Origin of the sequence: Stenotrophomonas bentonitica, assembly GCF_013185915.1 — a bacterium.
GTDB classification, from domain to species: domain Bacteria; phylum Pseudomonadota; class Gammaproteobacteria; order Xanthomonadales; family Xanthomonadaceae; genus Stenotrophomonas; species Stenotrophomonas bentonitica.
The window spans coordinates 45801-61546 of the sequence record NZ_JAAZUH010000004.1 but is presented as its reverse complement, the minus strand read 5'-3'; the positions used below and the strand labels follow the sequence as shown (position 1 = coordinate 61546).

General features: G+C 65.8%; 11 protein-coding genes. 5 read left to right on the top strand and 6 right to left on the bottom strand.

What is annotated here, in order from left to right:
- Positions 1-73: 73 nt before the first annotated feature.
- From HGB51_RS18100 to dnaA, 6 genes are all read right to left on the bottom strand, one after another.
- The gene (locus HGB51_RS18100) at positions 74-880 is read right to left on the bottom strand and encodes a M48 family metallopeptidase (RefSeq protein WP_070208033.1); all 807 of its coding nucleotides are present in this window, start codon (positions 878-880) and stop codon (positions 74-76) included.
- 70 nt (positions 881-950) lie between these two features.
- Positions 951-1790, bottom strand: a complete 840-nt coding sequence (locus tag HGB51_RS18095) for a CPBP family intramembrane glutamic endopeptidase (protein WP_070208034.1) — start codon at positions 1788-1790, stop codon at positions 951-953.
- A 73-nt stretch (positions 1791-1863) separates the two neighbouring features.
- The gene (gyrB, locus tag HGB51_RS18090) at positions 1864-4323 is read right to left on the bottom strand and encodes a DNA topoisomerase (ATP-hydrolyzing) subunit B (RefSeq protein ID WP_070208035.1); all 2460 of its coding nucleotides are present in this window, start codon (positions 4321-4323) and stop codon (positions 1864-1866) included.
- Between the two features lie 112 nt (positions 4324-4435).
- Complete coding sequence (recF, locus tag HGB51_RS18085; protein ID WP_070208054.1) at positions 4436-5533, bottom strand: DNA replication/repair protein RecF; 1098 nt, start codon at positions 5531-5533, stop codon at positions 4436-4438.
- An 822-nt stretch (positions 5534-6355) separates the two neighbouring features.
- Positions 6356-7456: a DNA polymerase III subunit beta gene (dnaN, locus tag HGB51_RS18080; RefSeq protein ID WP_070208036.1), complete on the bottom strand. Its 1101-nt coding sequence runs from the start codon at positions 7454-7456 to the stop codon at positions 6356-6358.
- A gap of 276 nt (positions 7457-7732) precedes the next feature.
- Positions 7733-9067, bottom strand: coding sequence for a chromosomal replication initiator protein DnaA (dnaA, locus tag HGB51_RS18075; protein WP_070208037.1), 1335 nt, complete (start codon positions 9065-9067; stop codon positions 7733-7735).
- Positions 9068-9318: 251 nt separating this feature from the next.
- Between dnaA and rpmH the strand changes: the two genes are divergently transcribed.
- The 5 genes from rpmH to mnmE all read left to right on the top strand — a co-directional run bounded on the left by rpmH (position 9319) and on the right by mnmE (position 15745).
- On the top strand, positions 9319-9459 hold the full coding sequence (rpmH, locus tag HGB51_RS18070) for a 50S ribosomal protein L34 (protein WP_006404565.1): 141 nt from the start codon (positions 9319-9321) through the stop codon (positions 9457-9459).
- A gap of 5 nt (positions 9460-9464) precedes the next feature.
- On the top strand, positions 9465-9944 hold the full coding sequence (gene rnpA, locus HGB51_RS18065; protein ID WP_084738968.1) for a ribonuclease P protein component: 480 nt from the start codon (positions 9465-9467) through the stop codon (positions 9942-9944).
- Complete coding sequence (gene yidC, locus HGB51_RS18060; RefSeq protein ID WP_070208038.1) at positions 9944-11632, top strand: membrane protein insertase YidC; 1689 nt, start codon at positions 9944-9946, stop codon at positions 11630-11632. The genes rnpA and yidC overlap by 1 nt, the downstream gene beginning before the upstream one ends.
- An 87-nt stretch (positions 11633-11719) precedes the next feature.
- A complete protein-coding gene (locus HGB51_RS18055) occupies positions 11720-14398 on the top strand; it encodes a polysaccharide deacetylase family protein (RefSeq protein WP_070208039.1) in 2679 nt (892 codons plus the stop codon).
- A 3-nt stretch (positions 14399-14401) separates the two neighbouring features.
- Positions 14402-15745: a tRNA uridine-5-carboxymethylaminomethyl(34) synthesis GTPase MnmE gene (mnmE, locus tag HGB51_RS18050; RefSeq protein ID WP_070208040.1), complete on the top strand. Its 1344-nt coding sequence runs from the start codon at positions 14402-14404 to the stop codon at positions 15743-15745.
- Position 15746: the final 1 nt, after the last annotated feature.

Sequence of the window (15746 nt, the reverse complement as noted above, 5' to 3'; positions counted from 1 at the left end):
CCGCCAAACGTATCAGAAACTGGTGGCGTGAGAAATCGTTTCCGATGCTGCGGCACAGCATCCTTTAGTCGAATCACCCGCACTTGGGGCGCCGTCCGGCGGCCTGCGCCCGCTGGAATACGCCGCTCAGTGCCGGTGCGTCGCGCTGGAGTTCGCGGATCCGGTTGGCCGGGTCGGGGTGGGTGGACAACCACTGCGGGGAACGACCGCCGCTGGCCGCCATCATGTTCTGCCACAGGTTGACCGCCTGCGCCGGGTCGAAGCCCGCCTCGGCCATCAGCCGCTGGCCGACCACGTCAGCCTCGCTTTCCTGGGTGCGTGAGCCGGGCAGCAGGAACGCCGCTTGTGCGCCTGCGCCACCGAGCTGGTTGACGGTGCTGGCGGCGCCGTCGCCGTAGGCCGCGCCGGCCAGCGCGCCAAGCACGGCAAGGCCGGTCTGCGCGCCCATCTGGCGGGTCAGGCGTTCTTCGTGGTGGCGCGAGATGACATGGCCGATCTCGTGCCCGATCACGGCTGCGAGCTGGTCCTGGTTCTTGGCCACGGTGAAGATGCCGGTGTTGACCCCGACCTTGCCGCCGGGCAGCGCAAACGCGTTTGGCTCGGCATCTACGAAGACGGCGGTTTCCCACCGTACGCCCTGGTACTGAGGGGGCAACTGCGCAACCAGCGCATTGACCACGCACTGCACATAGCCGTTCTGGCGGCCGTCGGTGCTGATTTTCTCTTTCTGCTTGGTTTCGGCGAACGCCTTGGCACCGAGCTGGTCCAGGTCGGCCTGGGAAACGCCGCCCACCATCTGCCTGCGCCCTGTAGGCGAGGTGGTAGTGGCGCAGCCGGTGGCCAGCAGGGTAATGACCAGTCCAAGCAGCAACGGTTTCAAGGCGGAACTCCCGTGTTCATGTCAGCAGTGTCGCTGACCGTACGTAAGGTTTCGTCAAGCCGGTGTCATGTCAGTGGATGCCCAGGAAAACCAACGCGGCCAAGGCGATGGCGTTGTTCAGCGCATGCGCGGCAATCGGCGCCCACAACGTGCCGGTGCGCTGGTACAGCCAGGCAAACGCAGCCCCCATGCCGCCGTACACCAGCCACAGCTGGGCGATTTCCCACGGGCCGTTGGCGCTGGTGCCGGGCACTTCATGGACCAATGCGAAGGCCAGGCTGCTGAGCAGCATGCCCAACCACGGCCGACCGGCCTTCCACAGGCGACCGAATAGCACGCGGCGGAACAGCAGCTCTTCGTAGGCCGGCGCCAGCACGATCGCAAACAGGGCCAGGAACCAGGGGAATCGGGCCAGCGCCTGTTCCATCAGGGCCAGGTTGGTGGGCACCGGTTCGATGCCGGCCTGCCGGGCCAGCCACGCAATGCCGTTGCTGCCGATCACCACGCACGTGGCCACCAGCAGGGTCCAGCCCCAGGTCGAGGGACGGCGCGCAGCTTCGAACGAGGCACTGCGTTCGGCGGCATCGGCGCGCCGGCGCAGGAAGTACAGGAACACCGCCGCACCACCGGTGGCGAACAGGGCCATCAGGATCTGTGCGAGTGCGCCGGGCTGGCCCACGTGCTGGGCGAGTGCTTCCGCCGGCTGCGCGCCGGTGTCGCGCACCACGATGATCGCGCGGTACATGCCCCACAGCAGGCCGCTGGCCATGCTCAACCCGAGCAGGGCGAGCGTGCCGATACCGAGATCGATCAGGAACCCCGCGATCGGGGAACCGGGCTTCCGTTGAGGCGCCTTGGGAACGGCGGGGGGCAGCGGAGGCGTCGTGGACGCCGGGGCGGTAGCGGACATCGGGTTCCTGGCAGCAAGAGGCGGCAGCCGGGCCGGTTGCAGGTCGCAACCGGCCGGCCCTGGCCCGATTGTGTCAGATATCCAGATTGGCGACCCGCAGGGCGTTGTCTTCGATGAAGTCGCGGCGCGGCTCCACCACATCGCCCATCAGGGTGCTGAATATCTGGTCGGCGGCCACGGCATCTTCGATGCGTACCTGCAGCAGGCGACGCGTATCCGGATTCACCGTGGTGTCCCACAGCTGTTCCGGATTCATTTCGCCCAGGCCCTTGAAGCGCTGGATCTGGCGACCCTTCTTGGCTTCGTCCAGCAGCCAGTTGCGCGCGTCGGCGAAACCGCTGATCTCCGACGACTTGGCGCCGCGCACGATCTTCGCACCGCTGCGGATCAGGCCGTGCAGCAGCAGCGACGACTGGTGCAGGGCACGCAGTTCGCCGGTCTCGAACGCGGCCAGCGGCAGCACCTGGATCAGCACCTCGCCCATGTGGCGACGGGTGACCAGCACGGCGGCGGGGCGCTCTTCGGTGGGTTCCTGCAGTTCCAGGCTGAAGCGCGGCGAGCCCAGGCTGCCCTGGTTGAGACGCGCAGCCAATGCGGAAAGGCCTTCGCCTTCGCCGGCCTTGCGCAGGTGCTCCAGGTCCATCGGGGTGAAGTCGACCAGGGCTTCGAGCAGCTGGCGGTCGTAGCGATGGGCGTTGCGGCCGATCGCTTCCTGCGCCGAGGCGTAGGCCAGCAGCAGCTTCTCCAACGCCACGCCTTCGATGGCCGGCTCGTTCTCGGCCGGAATCAGCGAGGCGTTTTCCACCGCATTGCTGGCCAGGTAGGCGTCCAGCGCGGGGTCGTCCTTCAGGTACAGCTCCTGCTTGCCCTGCTTGATCTTGTACAGCGGCGGCAGGCCGATGTAGACGTGACCACGCTCGATCAGCTCCGGCATCTGCCGGTAGAAGAAGGTCAACAGCAGCGTACGGATGTGCGCGCCGTCGACGTCGGCGTCGGTCATGATGATGATGCGGTGGTAACGCAGCTTGTCCGGGTTGTACTCGTCACGCCCGATGCCGGTGCCCAGCGCGGTGATCAGGGTACCGACCTGGTCGGAGGCGAGCATGCGGTCGAAGCGTGCGCGTTCCACGTTGAGGATCTTGCCGCGCAACGGCAGTACCGCCTGGTTCTTGCGGTTGCGGCCCTGCTTGGCCGAACCACCTGCGGAGTCACCCTCGACGATGAACAGTTCGGACAGCGCCGGGTCCTTTTCCTGGCAGTCGGCCAGCTTGCCGGGCAGGCCGGCGATGTCCAGCGCGCCCTTGCGACGGGTCAGGTCGCGCGCCTTGCGGGCGGCTTCGCGTGCACGGGCGGCGTCGACGATCTTGCCGGCGATGGCCTTGGCTTCGTTCGGGTTTTCCTGCAGGAACTCTTCCAGACGGGTACCGAACGCGCTTTCCACGGCAGGACGCACGTCCGAGCTGACCAGCTTTTCCTTGGTCTGGCTGGAGAAGCTGGGGTCGGGCACCTTCACCGACAGCACCGCGATCATGCCTTCGCGCATGTCATCGCCGGTCAGGTTGATCTTGGCCTGCTTGGCGATGCCGTTCTGCTCGATGTAGTTGTTGAGCACGCGGGTCAGCGCGCCGCGGAAGCCGGCAAGGTGGGTACCGCCGTCCTTCTGCGGGATGTTGTTGGTGAAGCAGTACATCGTTTCCTGGTAGGAATCGGTCCACTGCAGCGCCACGTCCACGGTGATGCCATTGGATTCGCCAACCACCGAGATCACGTTCGGATGCAGCGGGGTCTTCAGCTGGGCCAGATGCTCGACGAAGCTGCGGATGCCGCCTTCGTAGTGGAAGTCGTCGCGACGGCCATCGCCGCGCTCGTCGACCAGCACGATCTTGACCCCGGAGTTCAGGAACGAGAGTTCGCGCAGGCGACGCGCCAGGATCTCGTAGTGGAACTCGACGTTGTCGTGGAACGCGGTGACCGACGGCCAGAAGCGCAGGGTGGTGCCGCGCTTGCTGCTGGCTTCGACCTGCGCAAGCGGGCTGACCGCTGCGCCATCGGCGTATTCCTGGTGGTAGTGGAAGCCGCCCTGGAAGATGTCCAGGGTGAGCTTCTGCGACAGCGCATTCACCACGCTGACGCCCACGCCGTGCAGGCCGCCGGACACCTTGTAGCTGTTGTCGTCGAACTTGCCGCCGGCGTGCAGCACGGTCATGACCACTTCGGCAGCAGAGACTTCGCGACCGAGCTTCTGGCTCATCTGCGCGTGCTTGCCGGTGGGAATGCCGCGGCCGTTGTCCGACACCGAGACCGAGCCGTCGGCGTGGATCGTCACGGCCACGTGGTCGGCATGGCCGGCCAGCGCTTCGTCGATCGAGTTGTCGACGACTTCGAACACCATGTGGTGCAGACCGGTGCCGTCATGGACGTCGCCGATGTACATGCCGGGGCGCTTGCGGACCGCCTCCAGGCCTTCCAGTGCGGTGATGCTGTTGGCGTCGTAATTGCCGGTAGGTGCCGGAGTGTTCTGTTCTTCAGTCATCGCGCTTGCCATAGGCTCCGCAGGTCGGGCCACCGCCTTGGGGCAGGGCGCCGATGGGTTTAGGGGTTGCAACAGCAATTATACCAGCCGGGCGCTTCCGCCCCTGCCCGCACTATGGCACAGGCTGAACCTGCCCATGTTCCACGTGGAACCGGGTGATGTCGGCGCGGCCTTCGAGTGCTGCCGGTGTTTCGGTGGCGGTGATGAAGATCTGCGCCGGGCCGGTCCGCAGACGGTCCAGCACCCGGGCCTGGTGGGTGCGGTCGAGCTCGGAGGCGATGTCGTCGAGCGCGATCACCGGCCATTCGCCGCGCTGCTCGGCGTAGTCCTCGGCCTGGGCCAGCAGGCAGGTGAGGGCGGTGAGCTTGGCCTGCCCACGTGAGAGCGCGTCCCGGCCCGGAATGCTCGCGAAACCCACGCTCCAGTCTGCGCGGTGCGGACCGACCGAGGTGTAACCCGCCAGGCGATCGCGGTCCCGGGCCAGCAGCAGGGCGTCGGACAGGGACAGGTCCTGCTTGCGCCAGCCGGGGCTGAGGCTGAGCGACTGGATGCCCAGGTTCGGCGCCAGGTCCTGCGCCAGGCTGATCGCACGGTCCTGCAGTCTGTCCAGATAGTGCTGACGGCGGCTGGTGAGGGGTTCGCCCGCCTCGGCCAGCTCGTGGTCCCAGGCATCCAGCGCGTGCGGGTGCCCGCCCTGCTTGAGCAGGGCGTTGCGCTGTTTGAGCGCGCGCGAATAACGCCGCCACAGTGCCAGGAAGTCTGGTTCCACGTGGAACAGTCCCCAATCGAGGAAGCGGCGACGTGGTTCACCGCCACCACTCACCAGTGCGTGGCTCCCAGGTTCGAAGGTCACTACTGCCAGCGCCGCGCACAGATTTCCCAGCTGGGCGACGTCTTCGCCATCCAGCCGGCCTTTCCAGTCCTGGCCGCTATGCCGCAGGCCCGCCTTGCGCCGTGTGGGCGAATCGGCGCCAGCGCGCTGTTCGTCCCACTCGACGAAGACATCCAGCGCCTCCAACCCTTGTCGCACCAGGCCATCGCGCACCCGCCCACGGAAACTCCGCCCATAGGCCATCACATGCAGGGCTTCCAGCACGCTGGTCTTGCCGGCGCCGTTGTCGCCCGTAATCAGGTTGATGCCAGGTTGTGGAGCAAGTTCCACGCTGTCGAAGCGACGAACGTTGTGGAGGGAAAGACGGCGGATATGCATCCCGCCATTGTAGAGGCACGCCATGCGTGTCTGCTTTTCCGACCGGATCGAAACCAACCGGTAGAGCCACGCCCTGCGTGGCTGCTCTTCACCGGGCATGCATGGCGTTTCCCAACCCGGAATTCCTTCAAATCTGGAGGACGGGCAGGGCCTCTGCCTTGCAGATTTCAAAGAATTTGAGGCTTTGCGAAGCGGCTGTGGAAGGACATCGGTTGATCCCAGGACCAAATTCTTTGAAATCTGCGAGCAATGCCCCGGCAAGGTTCCACAGATCGTGAAACATCCAGCGCAATGCGGTTCGACTTACCCACACGCAGTCTGTATGACTTATGCACAAGCGCTGGGCAGGTTGTGGATAAAAATCCCGCCAAATCCACCGCTGAAACATATCCACAGGCTGACCCCCACCTTCAGGGGCCTTTTTACAGGGGGTTTCAGGCCTATATTTCTCTTTAAATTCAATAAGATAAGGTAGTTTTCAACCAGATCTGGCCCTACCATCACCACCTAGCTTTAGATTTATATACAGTTTTTAAAGCATAGAGCTGTGATCCGGGGGCACCCGGTAGGGACACGCCATGCGTGTCTGCGTTCAGGCCGGCGACCTGGACACGTGGTGGAGAACAGCCACGCAGGGCGTGGCTCTACCGGGCGGTTTCGAATCGGTTGAAGAGCCAGAAACGCATGGCGTGTCTCTACGGGCTGGTCGGGTACCTCGGACACGCGGGGTGCTCCTACCCAATGATCCACGTGGAACGTCCAGGCAAAAAGAAACCCGGCGCATGGCCGGGTTCTTTTCATCGCTGTTCCACGTGGAACAGGTCAGAGGCGCAGCGGCATCACCACGTGACGCGACTTCTCGCTGCTGGCTTCACGAACCAGAGCCGAGGAGTTCGAATCGCGCAGCTGGATGACCACATGCTCGTCGCGCAGGGCCGAGAGCGCGTCAAGCAGGTAGTTCACGTTGAAGCCGATGGCGAGGTCGCTGACGGTGGTGTCCGCTTCGATCTCTTCCTGGGCTTCTTCCTGCTCCGGGTTGTGCGCGCTGATCTTGAGGTTGCCCGGCGACACTTCCACGCGGATACCGCGGTACTTCTCGTTGGACAGGATCGCGGCGCGCTGCAGCGAGGCACGCAGGGCTTCGCGATCCACCTTCACTTCGCGGTCGGCGCCGATCGGGATCACGGCCTCGTAATCCGGGAAACGGCCATCGATCAGCTTGGAGGTGAAGGTCACATCGTCGCGCTTGACCCGGACGTGGCTGCGGCCAACTTCCAGCTCGATCTCGCGATCGCCGCTTTCCAGCAGGCGCTGCAGCTCGGTCACGCCCTTGCGCGGCACGATGATCTGACGCTTGGCGCCACTGGCCTTTTCCAGGTCGGTTTCGCACAGCGCCAGGCGATGGCCGTCGGTGGCCACGGTGCGCAGGGCATCACCGCGCAGGTCGAACAGCAGACCGTTGAGGTAGTAGCGGACGTCCTGCTGGGCCATAGCAAACGCGGTGCGCTCGATCAGCTCCTTCAGGGTCGCTTCGCCAATGGCTACGCGCTCGGTGGCTTCCACTTCGTCCACCGACGGGAAGTCGTTGGCCGGCAGGGTGGCCAGGGTGAAACGGCTGCGCCCGGCCTGGACGGTGATCTTGTCGCCGCTCTGCGAGACGGTGATCCGGCTGCCATCGGGCAGGGCGCGGATGATCTCGAACAGCTTGCGTGCCGGGATGGTGGTTTCGCCGTCCTGGGCATCTTCCACCGCGATCCGCGACACCATCTCCACTTCCAGGTCGGTACCGGTCAGCGAAAGCTGGCCGTTCTGGACCTGGACCAGGAAATTAGCCAGAACCGGCAAGGTCTGGCGGCGTTCGACCACGTTGACGACTTGTGCCAACGGCTTGAGAAAGGCTTCGCGCTGCAGTGTGAAACGCATGTGGTTCCGTGCCCCTATGCTTTAAAAAAATGTGGAATAAATCAAAAGCTTGGTGGTGATGGTAGTGCCAGAATCGCTGGAAAACATAGCTAAGTCTTTGTAAATAAAGAGCTTTATAGCCTTCAAACCCTCTGCACTACTGCCCCCCAAGGGGTGGGGAAAGCTGTGGATAAAAATCGGCCCGACTCAAACGGCGTTTTTATCCACAACCTGTCCCTCGCTTACACCCGGATTTTGCACCGTTTTATGCGATGACGCTTGGGTGGCGTGCGTGCATCATTCGCTCAACTTCCGGATCAGCTTGTCCCAGTCTTCCCGCAACTTGCCGTCGGTCTCCATCAACGTCCGGATCTGCCGGCACGCATGCAGCACCGTGGTGTGGTCGCGACCGGCAAAGGCATCGCCGATCTCAGGCAGGCTGTGCTCGGTCAGTTCCTTGGTCAGGGCCATGGCGACCTGTCGCGGACGGGCCAGTGAGCGGGTCCGACGCTTGGACAGCAGATCCTTGATCTGCAGCCCGTAGTAGTCGGCCACGGTCTTCTGGATGTTGGGAATGCTGATCGCCTGCTGCTGGGCGCGAAGCAGGTCGCGCAGGGTTTCCTGGGCGAAGTCGGTGGTGATCGCGCGGCCGGTGAAATTGGCGCGGGCGGTCAGGGTATTCAGCGCGCCCTCGAGGTCGCGCACGTTGGAGCGCATCTTCTTGGCAATCAGAAACGCCACATCGTCGGGAATCTCCGCACCGCGCTCGCGGGCCTTGGCCAGCACGATCGCCGCGCGCGTCTCGAAGTCCGGTGGCTCGATCGCGACCGACAGGCCCCAGGCAAGCCGCGACTTCAGGCGCGCTTCCAGGCCTTCCACTTCGCGCGGGTACCGGTCGCAGGTCAGGATGATCTGCTGCTTGCCGTCGAACAGGGCGTTGAAGGTGTGGAAGAACTCTTCCTGGGTGCGGTCCTTGCCGGCGAAGAACTGGATGTCGTCGATCAGCAGCGCGTCGACCTGCTGGAACTGGCGCTTGAACTGATCCATGGTCTTTTCCTGCAAGGCCCGGATCATGGCGCTGAAGAACTGTTCGGAGCGCAGGTAAAGCACCTTGGCAGCCGGATTGGCCTGGCGCATGGCGTTGCCGGCGGCGAACATCAGGTGGGTCTTGCCCAGGCCCGTGCCCCCGTACAGCAGCAGCGGGTTGTGCGCGCGGTCGCCGGGCTTCTGCGCCGCCTGGAACGCCGCAGCCAGGCCCAGCTGGTTGCTGCGGCCTTCCACGAAGTTGGCGAAGGTGTAGTGCGAATCCAGGTTGCCGGCGAACGGCACCAGCGGCTCGGCCGGCGCGGCAGGCGCGGAAACGGCCGAAATCGGCGCGATCTGCGCCTCCACGGCGCGCGGACGCGAGCCGATATCAAGAAAAACGTCGCCCGAACCGGAGAAATGCAGCATCAGTTCCTTGATCCGGGGCAGGTACAGCGCCCGGACCTGGTCCACGATGAAGGCATTGGGGGCATACAGCACCAAGCTGTCCACGCGCAGATCGGCCTGCAGCGGCTTCAACCAGGTGTGAACATCTTCGGGCGGGAACTCCGCCTCAAGGCGTTCGAGGCAACGTGACCAGGCATCCATCGGCAATAATCGTCTGGGGCCGGCGCATGCGCGTGGAAAACCGCAGCAGCGCAGGCCGGAAGGGGAAAGAATGGATGGCGCAGACTACCACCGACGCCCGGGTCCGGGAATGCTTGTCCCGAAGTTATTCACAAAATGATCCACAGCTATTGCACAGGCCGATGAAATCCCGTAGTGACACAGGCTTGACGCGGCCATATGCAGCCCTATAGACTTTCCGGCTCTTTCCGTCCCCTTCATAGAGGCCCCGCATGGCCACCAAGCGCACTTTCCAACCCAGCAACCTCAAGCGTAAGCGCGACCATGGCTTCCGTGCCCGTATGAAGACCGCTGACGGCCGCAAGATCCTGTCGCGTCGCCGCGCCAAGGGCCGTAAAGTCCTGAGCGCTTGATTGCGATGCCGCTTCCCGCGGCAGACGCAATCCTGACTGTGAGCAGTTCCGACCCGCGCAAGCGATTCCCTCGCTCGGCGCGGGTTCGTACGCGTGCCGAATATACAACGGTCTTCGACGGCGCCCGCCGTGTGTCCGAACCGCTGATGACCCTGCACTGGCTGAAGAGCGACACGCCAGCCAGGCTGGGTCTTGCCGTTTCGCGCAAAGTCGATCCCCGAGCCGTGGGTCGCAACCGCATCAAGCGTGTGCTGCGCGAGGCCACACGCCACCTGCGACCGTGGATGACTGCCGGCGACTACGTCGTGGTAGCCCGCAGCGCGGCCCGCACCGCAAGCAATACCGAGATCCGCCAGGCCTTCGAGCGCCTGTTGCGCCGGCTGGGCGCATTGCCCATGCCCGCTGCGGACGGCACAATGCCGCCGCTACCCCCTTCCCAGTCCGAGCCGGCACCTGGTGCCAGCCCCGTCGAGCCTGCACGCTGATGAACCAGACCCGCGTTTTCCTGATTGTTGCCTGGCTGATGGTGGCCATCCTGTTGTGGACGGAGTGGGGGCGCGACAAGACCGCGCCGGCCCCGACCGCACCGGTTGCCGCCCAGACCCAGGGCACCGTGCCGGGTGCTGCGGGCACCGTGCCCAGCGCCAACGTGCCGCAGGCGCCGGGCAGCGCCCCGGCCGTGCAGGCCACCGCGGCCGCTGCCGGCGCCCCGCGCGTGACCGTCACCACCGACGTGCTGCGCCTGGTGCTCGATGGCGGCAACGTGCTCGACGCCGAGCTGCTGCAGTTCCCGCAGACCAAGGCCGAAGGCAGCCCGCCGGTCCGCCTGCTGACCGAAGACCCGGCCCACCCGTACCGCGCGGTGACCGGCTGGACCAGCCAGGACAAGAGCATGCCGGTGCCGGAAGCCAGCGGCTTCACCCTGGTCGGCGATGCGAAGGACTTCGTGCTGGCCAAGGGCCAGAACGAGCTGCAGATCCCGTTCGTGTGGAACGGCCCGAACGGCGTGACCATCCGCCGTACCTTCACCGTCAACCGCAACGAGTACGCGGTGAAGGTCAAGGACGAGGTCGTCAATGCCGGTACCACCCCGTGGAGCGGCTACGTGTACCGCACCCTGGACCGTACCCCGACCATCCTCTCGCGCAGCATGACCAATCCGGACTCGTTCAGCTTCAACGGCGCGACCTGGTTCGACAACGACGGCAAGTACCAGCGTCGTGCGTTCAAGGACTTCCTGGAAGACGGCCCGCTGAACCAGCAGGTCACCGGTGGCTGGGTGGCGATGCTTCAGCACCACTTCTTCACCGCGTGGGTGCCGCAGAAGGACCAGGCCGCGAACTACCAGCTGTCCCAGCATGACGGCCGCGACCAGATCCAGGCTACCGGCCCGGCGTTCACCGTGGCCCCGGGCAGCACGGCCAGCACCGAGGCGCGCCTGTGGGTGGGTCCGAAGCTGGTCAACCAGATCGCCAAGGAAGACGTGCCGGGCCTGGACCGCGTCGTCGACTACAGCCGCTTCTCGATCATGGCCGTGATCGGCCAGGGCCTGTTCTGGGTACTGAACCAGGTCCACAAGGTCGTCAACAACTGGGGCTGGGCCATCGTGGGCCTGGTGGTGCTGCTGAAGCTGGTGCTTTACCCGCTGTCGGCGGTGCAGTACAAGAGCGGCGCGAAGATGCGTCGCTTCCAGCCGCGCATCGCGCAGCTCAAGGAGCGCTATGGCGATGACCGCCAGAAGTTCCAGACCGCAATGATGGAGCTGTACAAGAAGGAAAAGATCAATCCGATGGGCGGCTGCCTGCCGATCCTCATCCAGATGCCGATCTTCTTCGCGCTGTACTGGGTGCTGGTGGAATCGGTGGAACTGCGCCAGGCGCCGTGGCTCGGCTGGATCCAGGACCTGACCGCGCGCGACCCGTACTTCATCCTGCCGGTGATCAACGTGGCGGTGATGTGGGCCACGCAGAAGCTGACCCCGGCCCCGGGCATGGACCCGATGCAGGCCAAGATGATGCAGATGATGCCGCTGATCTTCGGCGTCATGATGGCCTTCATGCCGTCCGGCCTGGTCCTGTACTGGGTGGTCAACGGCGGCCTGGGCCTGTTGCAGCAGTGGTGGATGACCAAGCGCCACGGCAGCGACCCGGTGCCGGCACCCGCCAAGAAATAATCGGAAAAACCCGCCACCCGGCGGGTTTTTCTTTGCCGGCGATACAATCGCGGGCACGCCACCCGCTGCACCCCCAATGGATTGCCCATGCCCCGCGCGCCGTCGCTGTTCCGCTTTTCCATCGCCGCACTGCTGACCCTGGCCATCGCCGCCTGCGGAAACAACACGGACAGCCCGGCCCCGGGCGCAACCACGCCGCGGCAACCCAGCGCGCAGGCCGCTGCTGCTGCGGATCCCGCCGCCGCCCCCCTGCTGGCCGCCCTGCAGAAGCAGCTCGACGGCCACCGCCGCATCATCGTGCTGCTCGCCGATGAAGAGAAACAGTCCGCGCGCGATCGCGAGACCTCCAGCCGCATCGGCCAGCAGCTGTTCCACGACGGGTTGGAGCTGCGCACGGAAATTGCCACCCAGTTCGACCAGCTGCTGCGCACTGCCAACCCGCAGCGCTTCACCACCCTCGGCACGGTGCTGGACTACATCGAATCGGCCCCGGAGCTGTTCGACGCCGACCGCCTGGCGTTCCGCGAAGTCCTGCGCGACCTGCACGAGCGCGTCGGCGCCGACTCCTCGCTGCCGGCGGTGAAGCTGCACCAGCGCATCGGCGAAGACCTGGACGCCCTCGATGAGATCGAGCGCAACTACAACCAGGAGATCACCCGCATCTTCAGCCGCTTCGACCGCACCCGTGCGATTGAACTGAAGCGCGAGAAGTGGGTGGACTACATCGCGCACCTGCAGAAGCACTACAGCCGCGACGCGATCCTCCGCGATTACGGCGTGATCGAGCCCTACCCGATGTCGATGAAGGACAGCGACCGCGAGATCTTCGGCCGCGACCTCCCGCCCAAGACCGTGGTGCTCACCTTCGACGACGGCCCGCACAAGGCCTATACCGACGAGGTCGTCGCCATCCTCAAGCGCTACGACGTGCCCGGCGTGTTCTTTGAAGTCGGCCGCAACCTCGGCGAGGTGCACGCCGATGGCAGCATCAAGCTGGGCCCGATGGCCGGCATCAGCCGCAACCTGATGGAGCAGGGTTACGCCGTGGGCAACCACAGCCTGACCCACGCCCAGCTCTCGCGCACCACCGGCGATGCGCTGCGCGAGCAGGTGCTGGCCACCGACACCCTGCTCAAGGATGTGGACACGCGCCGCGCACCGCTGTTCCGCTTCCCCTATGGCGCGCGCAATGCCGAAGGCCTGCAGCTGCTCAACGAAGCCGGCCTGAAGTCGATCATGTGGAATATCGATTCGATGGACTGGGCCGACCCGGTGCCCGAGTCGATCGTGCAGCGCGTGCTGGGCCAGGTGCAGAAGGAACAGCGCGGGATCATCCTGTTCCACGACATCCACGACCGTGCGGTGAAGGCGCTGCCGCAGATCCTGGACCGGCTGATCGCCGAGGGTTACCAGTTCGCCGGCTGGAACGGCCGCGAATTCACCGTCAGCCGCGCCCGCAATGCCGCCGCCAGCGAGGCCACGGTCACCACCGGCTACGAGAAGTCGTGGGCGATCGTTATCGGCATCGACCAGTATGCCAAGTGGCCGAAGCTGGAGTACGCCAGCCACGATGCGCAGGCCATCGCCGACACCCTCACCGGGCAGTTCGGCTTCCCGTCCTCGCAGGTGATCGTGCTCAAGGACCAGCAGGCCACCCGCAACAACATCCTGGCCGCGTTCCACGACCGCCTGGCCGATGACCGCACCGGCCGCAACGACCGCGTGTTCGTGTTCTTTGCCGGCCATGGCGCTACCCAGCGCCTGGCCTCGGGCCGCGACCTGGGCTACATCATCCCGGTCGACTCGGACCCAAACGCCTTCGCCACCGACGCGATCGCCATGACCGACATCCAGAACATCGCCGAAAGCATGCAGGCCAAGCACGTGATGTTCGTGATGGATGCCTGCTACAGCGGCCTGGGCCTGACCCGGGCCGGTCCGTCCTCGTCGGCCTTCCTGCGCGAGAACGCGCGCCGCAGCGCCCGCCAGATGCTCACCGCCGGCGGCAGCGACCAGCAGGTGGCCGACAGTGGCCCGAACGGCCATTCGGTATTCACCTGGGTGCTGCTGCAGGCGCTGGCCGGGAAGGGCGACCTCAATGGCGACGGCCTGATCACCGGCACCGAGCTGGCCGCCTATGTGGCACCGGCGGTGTCGGCTGTCTCCCGCCAGACCCCGGCATTCGGCAGTCTGCCCGGTTCGCAGGGCGGCGAGTTCGTGTTCCAGGTGCCCGACAGCCAGGAATACCTTAATGCCGACACGAGCCAGCTCACCGCAGACGCCATCGCGCTGAACACCAAGGTCGATGCCGCCAAGGACGCCGCGCCCGACAAGGCGCCGGTCACCGTGGCCGACCTGCAGGGCGGCAGGAGCACGCTGGTGGTACCGTCCGCCGTGCCGACCTCCGACCGCCAGCGCGCACAGCAGGCCAACGACCGCGGCCTGCAGCTGTACCGCGAAAAGCGCTACGACGAATCGGTGGCCCAGTTCACCGAGGCGCTCAAGCTGCGCCCGGACTTCGCCCAGGCCGCCAACAACCTCGGCTTCGTCTATTACCGCCAGCAGCGCTACGCTGAAGCCGCGCGCTGGCTGGAGAACACGCTGAAGATCGACCCGTCGCGCGCCGTGGCCCACCTCAACCTGGGCGACGCGTACTTCAACGCGGGCGACAAGGCCAAGGCGAAGCAGGCCTACACCACCTACCTGGCGTTGCAGCCGCAGGGCAGTGGCGCTGCGCAGGCCCGCGCCCAGCTGGAGAAGCTCTGAGCCATGAACGCGACCACCGAGACCATCGTTGCCATCGCCACCGCGCCCGGCGCCGGCGGCGTGGGCATGCTGCGCGTGTCCGGCCCGCAGGCACTGCGCATTGCCGTGGACCTGGGCTGCCCGAACCTGCAGCCGCGCCACGCGCACTACGCCCGCTTCCGCGATGCGGCCGGCGAGGTCCTCGATGACGGCATTGCCCTGTATTTCCCGAATCCGCGCAGCTTCACCGGCGAAGACGTGGTGGAACTTCAGGGCCACGGCAGCCCGGTCGTGCTGCAGCAGCTGGTGGCGCGCTGCATCGCGCTCGGCGCGCGCCAGGCGCGCCCCGGCGAGTTCAGCGAGCGGGCCTTCCTCAACGGCAAGCTCGACCTCGCCCAGGCCGAAGCCATCGCCGACCTGATTGCCGCCAGCGACACCCGCGCCGCGCGTGCCGCGCGTCGTTCGCTGGACGGCGTGTTCTCACGCCGGGTGGAGGACGCCGGTGAGCAGCTGGTGCGCCTGCGCATCCATGTGGAAGCCGCCATCGACTTCGCCGACGAACCGCTGGATACCCTGGGCGGCGATCAGGTGCGCCAGGGGCTGGGCGAGGTCATGCGCGCGCTGGTCACCCTGCGCGACGACGCCGAACGCGGTCGCCGCCTGCGTGATGGCCTGCACGCGGTGCTGGTCGGTCCGCCGAATGCGGGCAAGAGCTCGCTGCTCAACGCACTAGCCGGCAGCGAACGCGCCATCGTCACCGACATTGCCGGCACCACCCGCGACACCCTGCGCGAAACCATCCGCATCGACGGCCTCGAGCTGACCCTGGTCGACACCGCCGGCCTGCGCGAAGGCGGAGACGCCATCGAACGCGAAGGCATGCGCCGCGCCCGCGCCGAGATGCAGCGCACCGACCTGGCCATCATCGTGCTCGACGCCCGCGATCCCCAGGCCGGCCATGAAGCGGTGGCCGACGCCATCGTCGACGTCCCGCTGCAGCTGTGGATCCACAACAAGAGCGACCTGCTGGAGACCCTGCCGGCCGACATCGACGCCAACGTCGTGCACGTCTCGGCCGCCACCGGCCAAGGCCTGGAGCGCCTGCACACCCGCCTGCGCGAACTGGCCAGCGGCAGCGCAGGCGACAGCGTCGAAGGCGAGTTCTCCGCCCGCGCGCGTCACGTGGAAGCCATCACCCTGGCTATCGGCCACGCCGAACGCGCCGAAAGCGAGCTGGTGCACGAACACCTGGAGCTCGCCGCCGAAGAACTGCGGCTGGCACACGAAGCACTGGGCGAGATCACCGGACGCATGAGCGCCGACGACCTGCTGGGCCGCATCTTCTCCAGCTTCTGCATCGGCAAGTAGC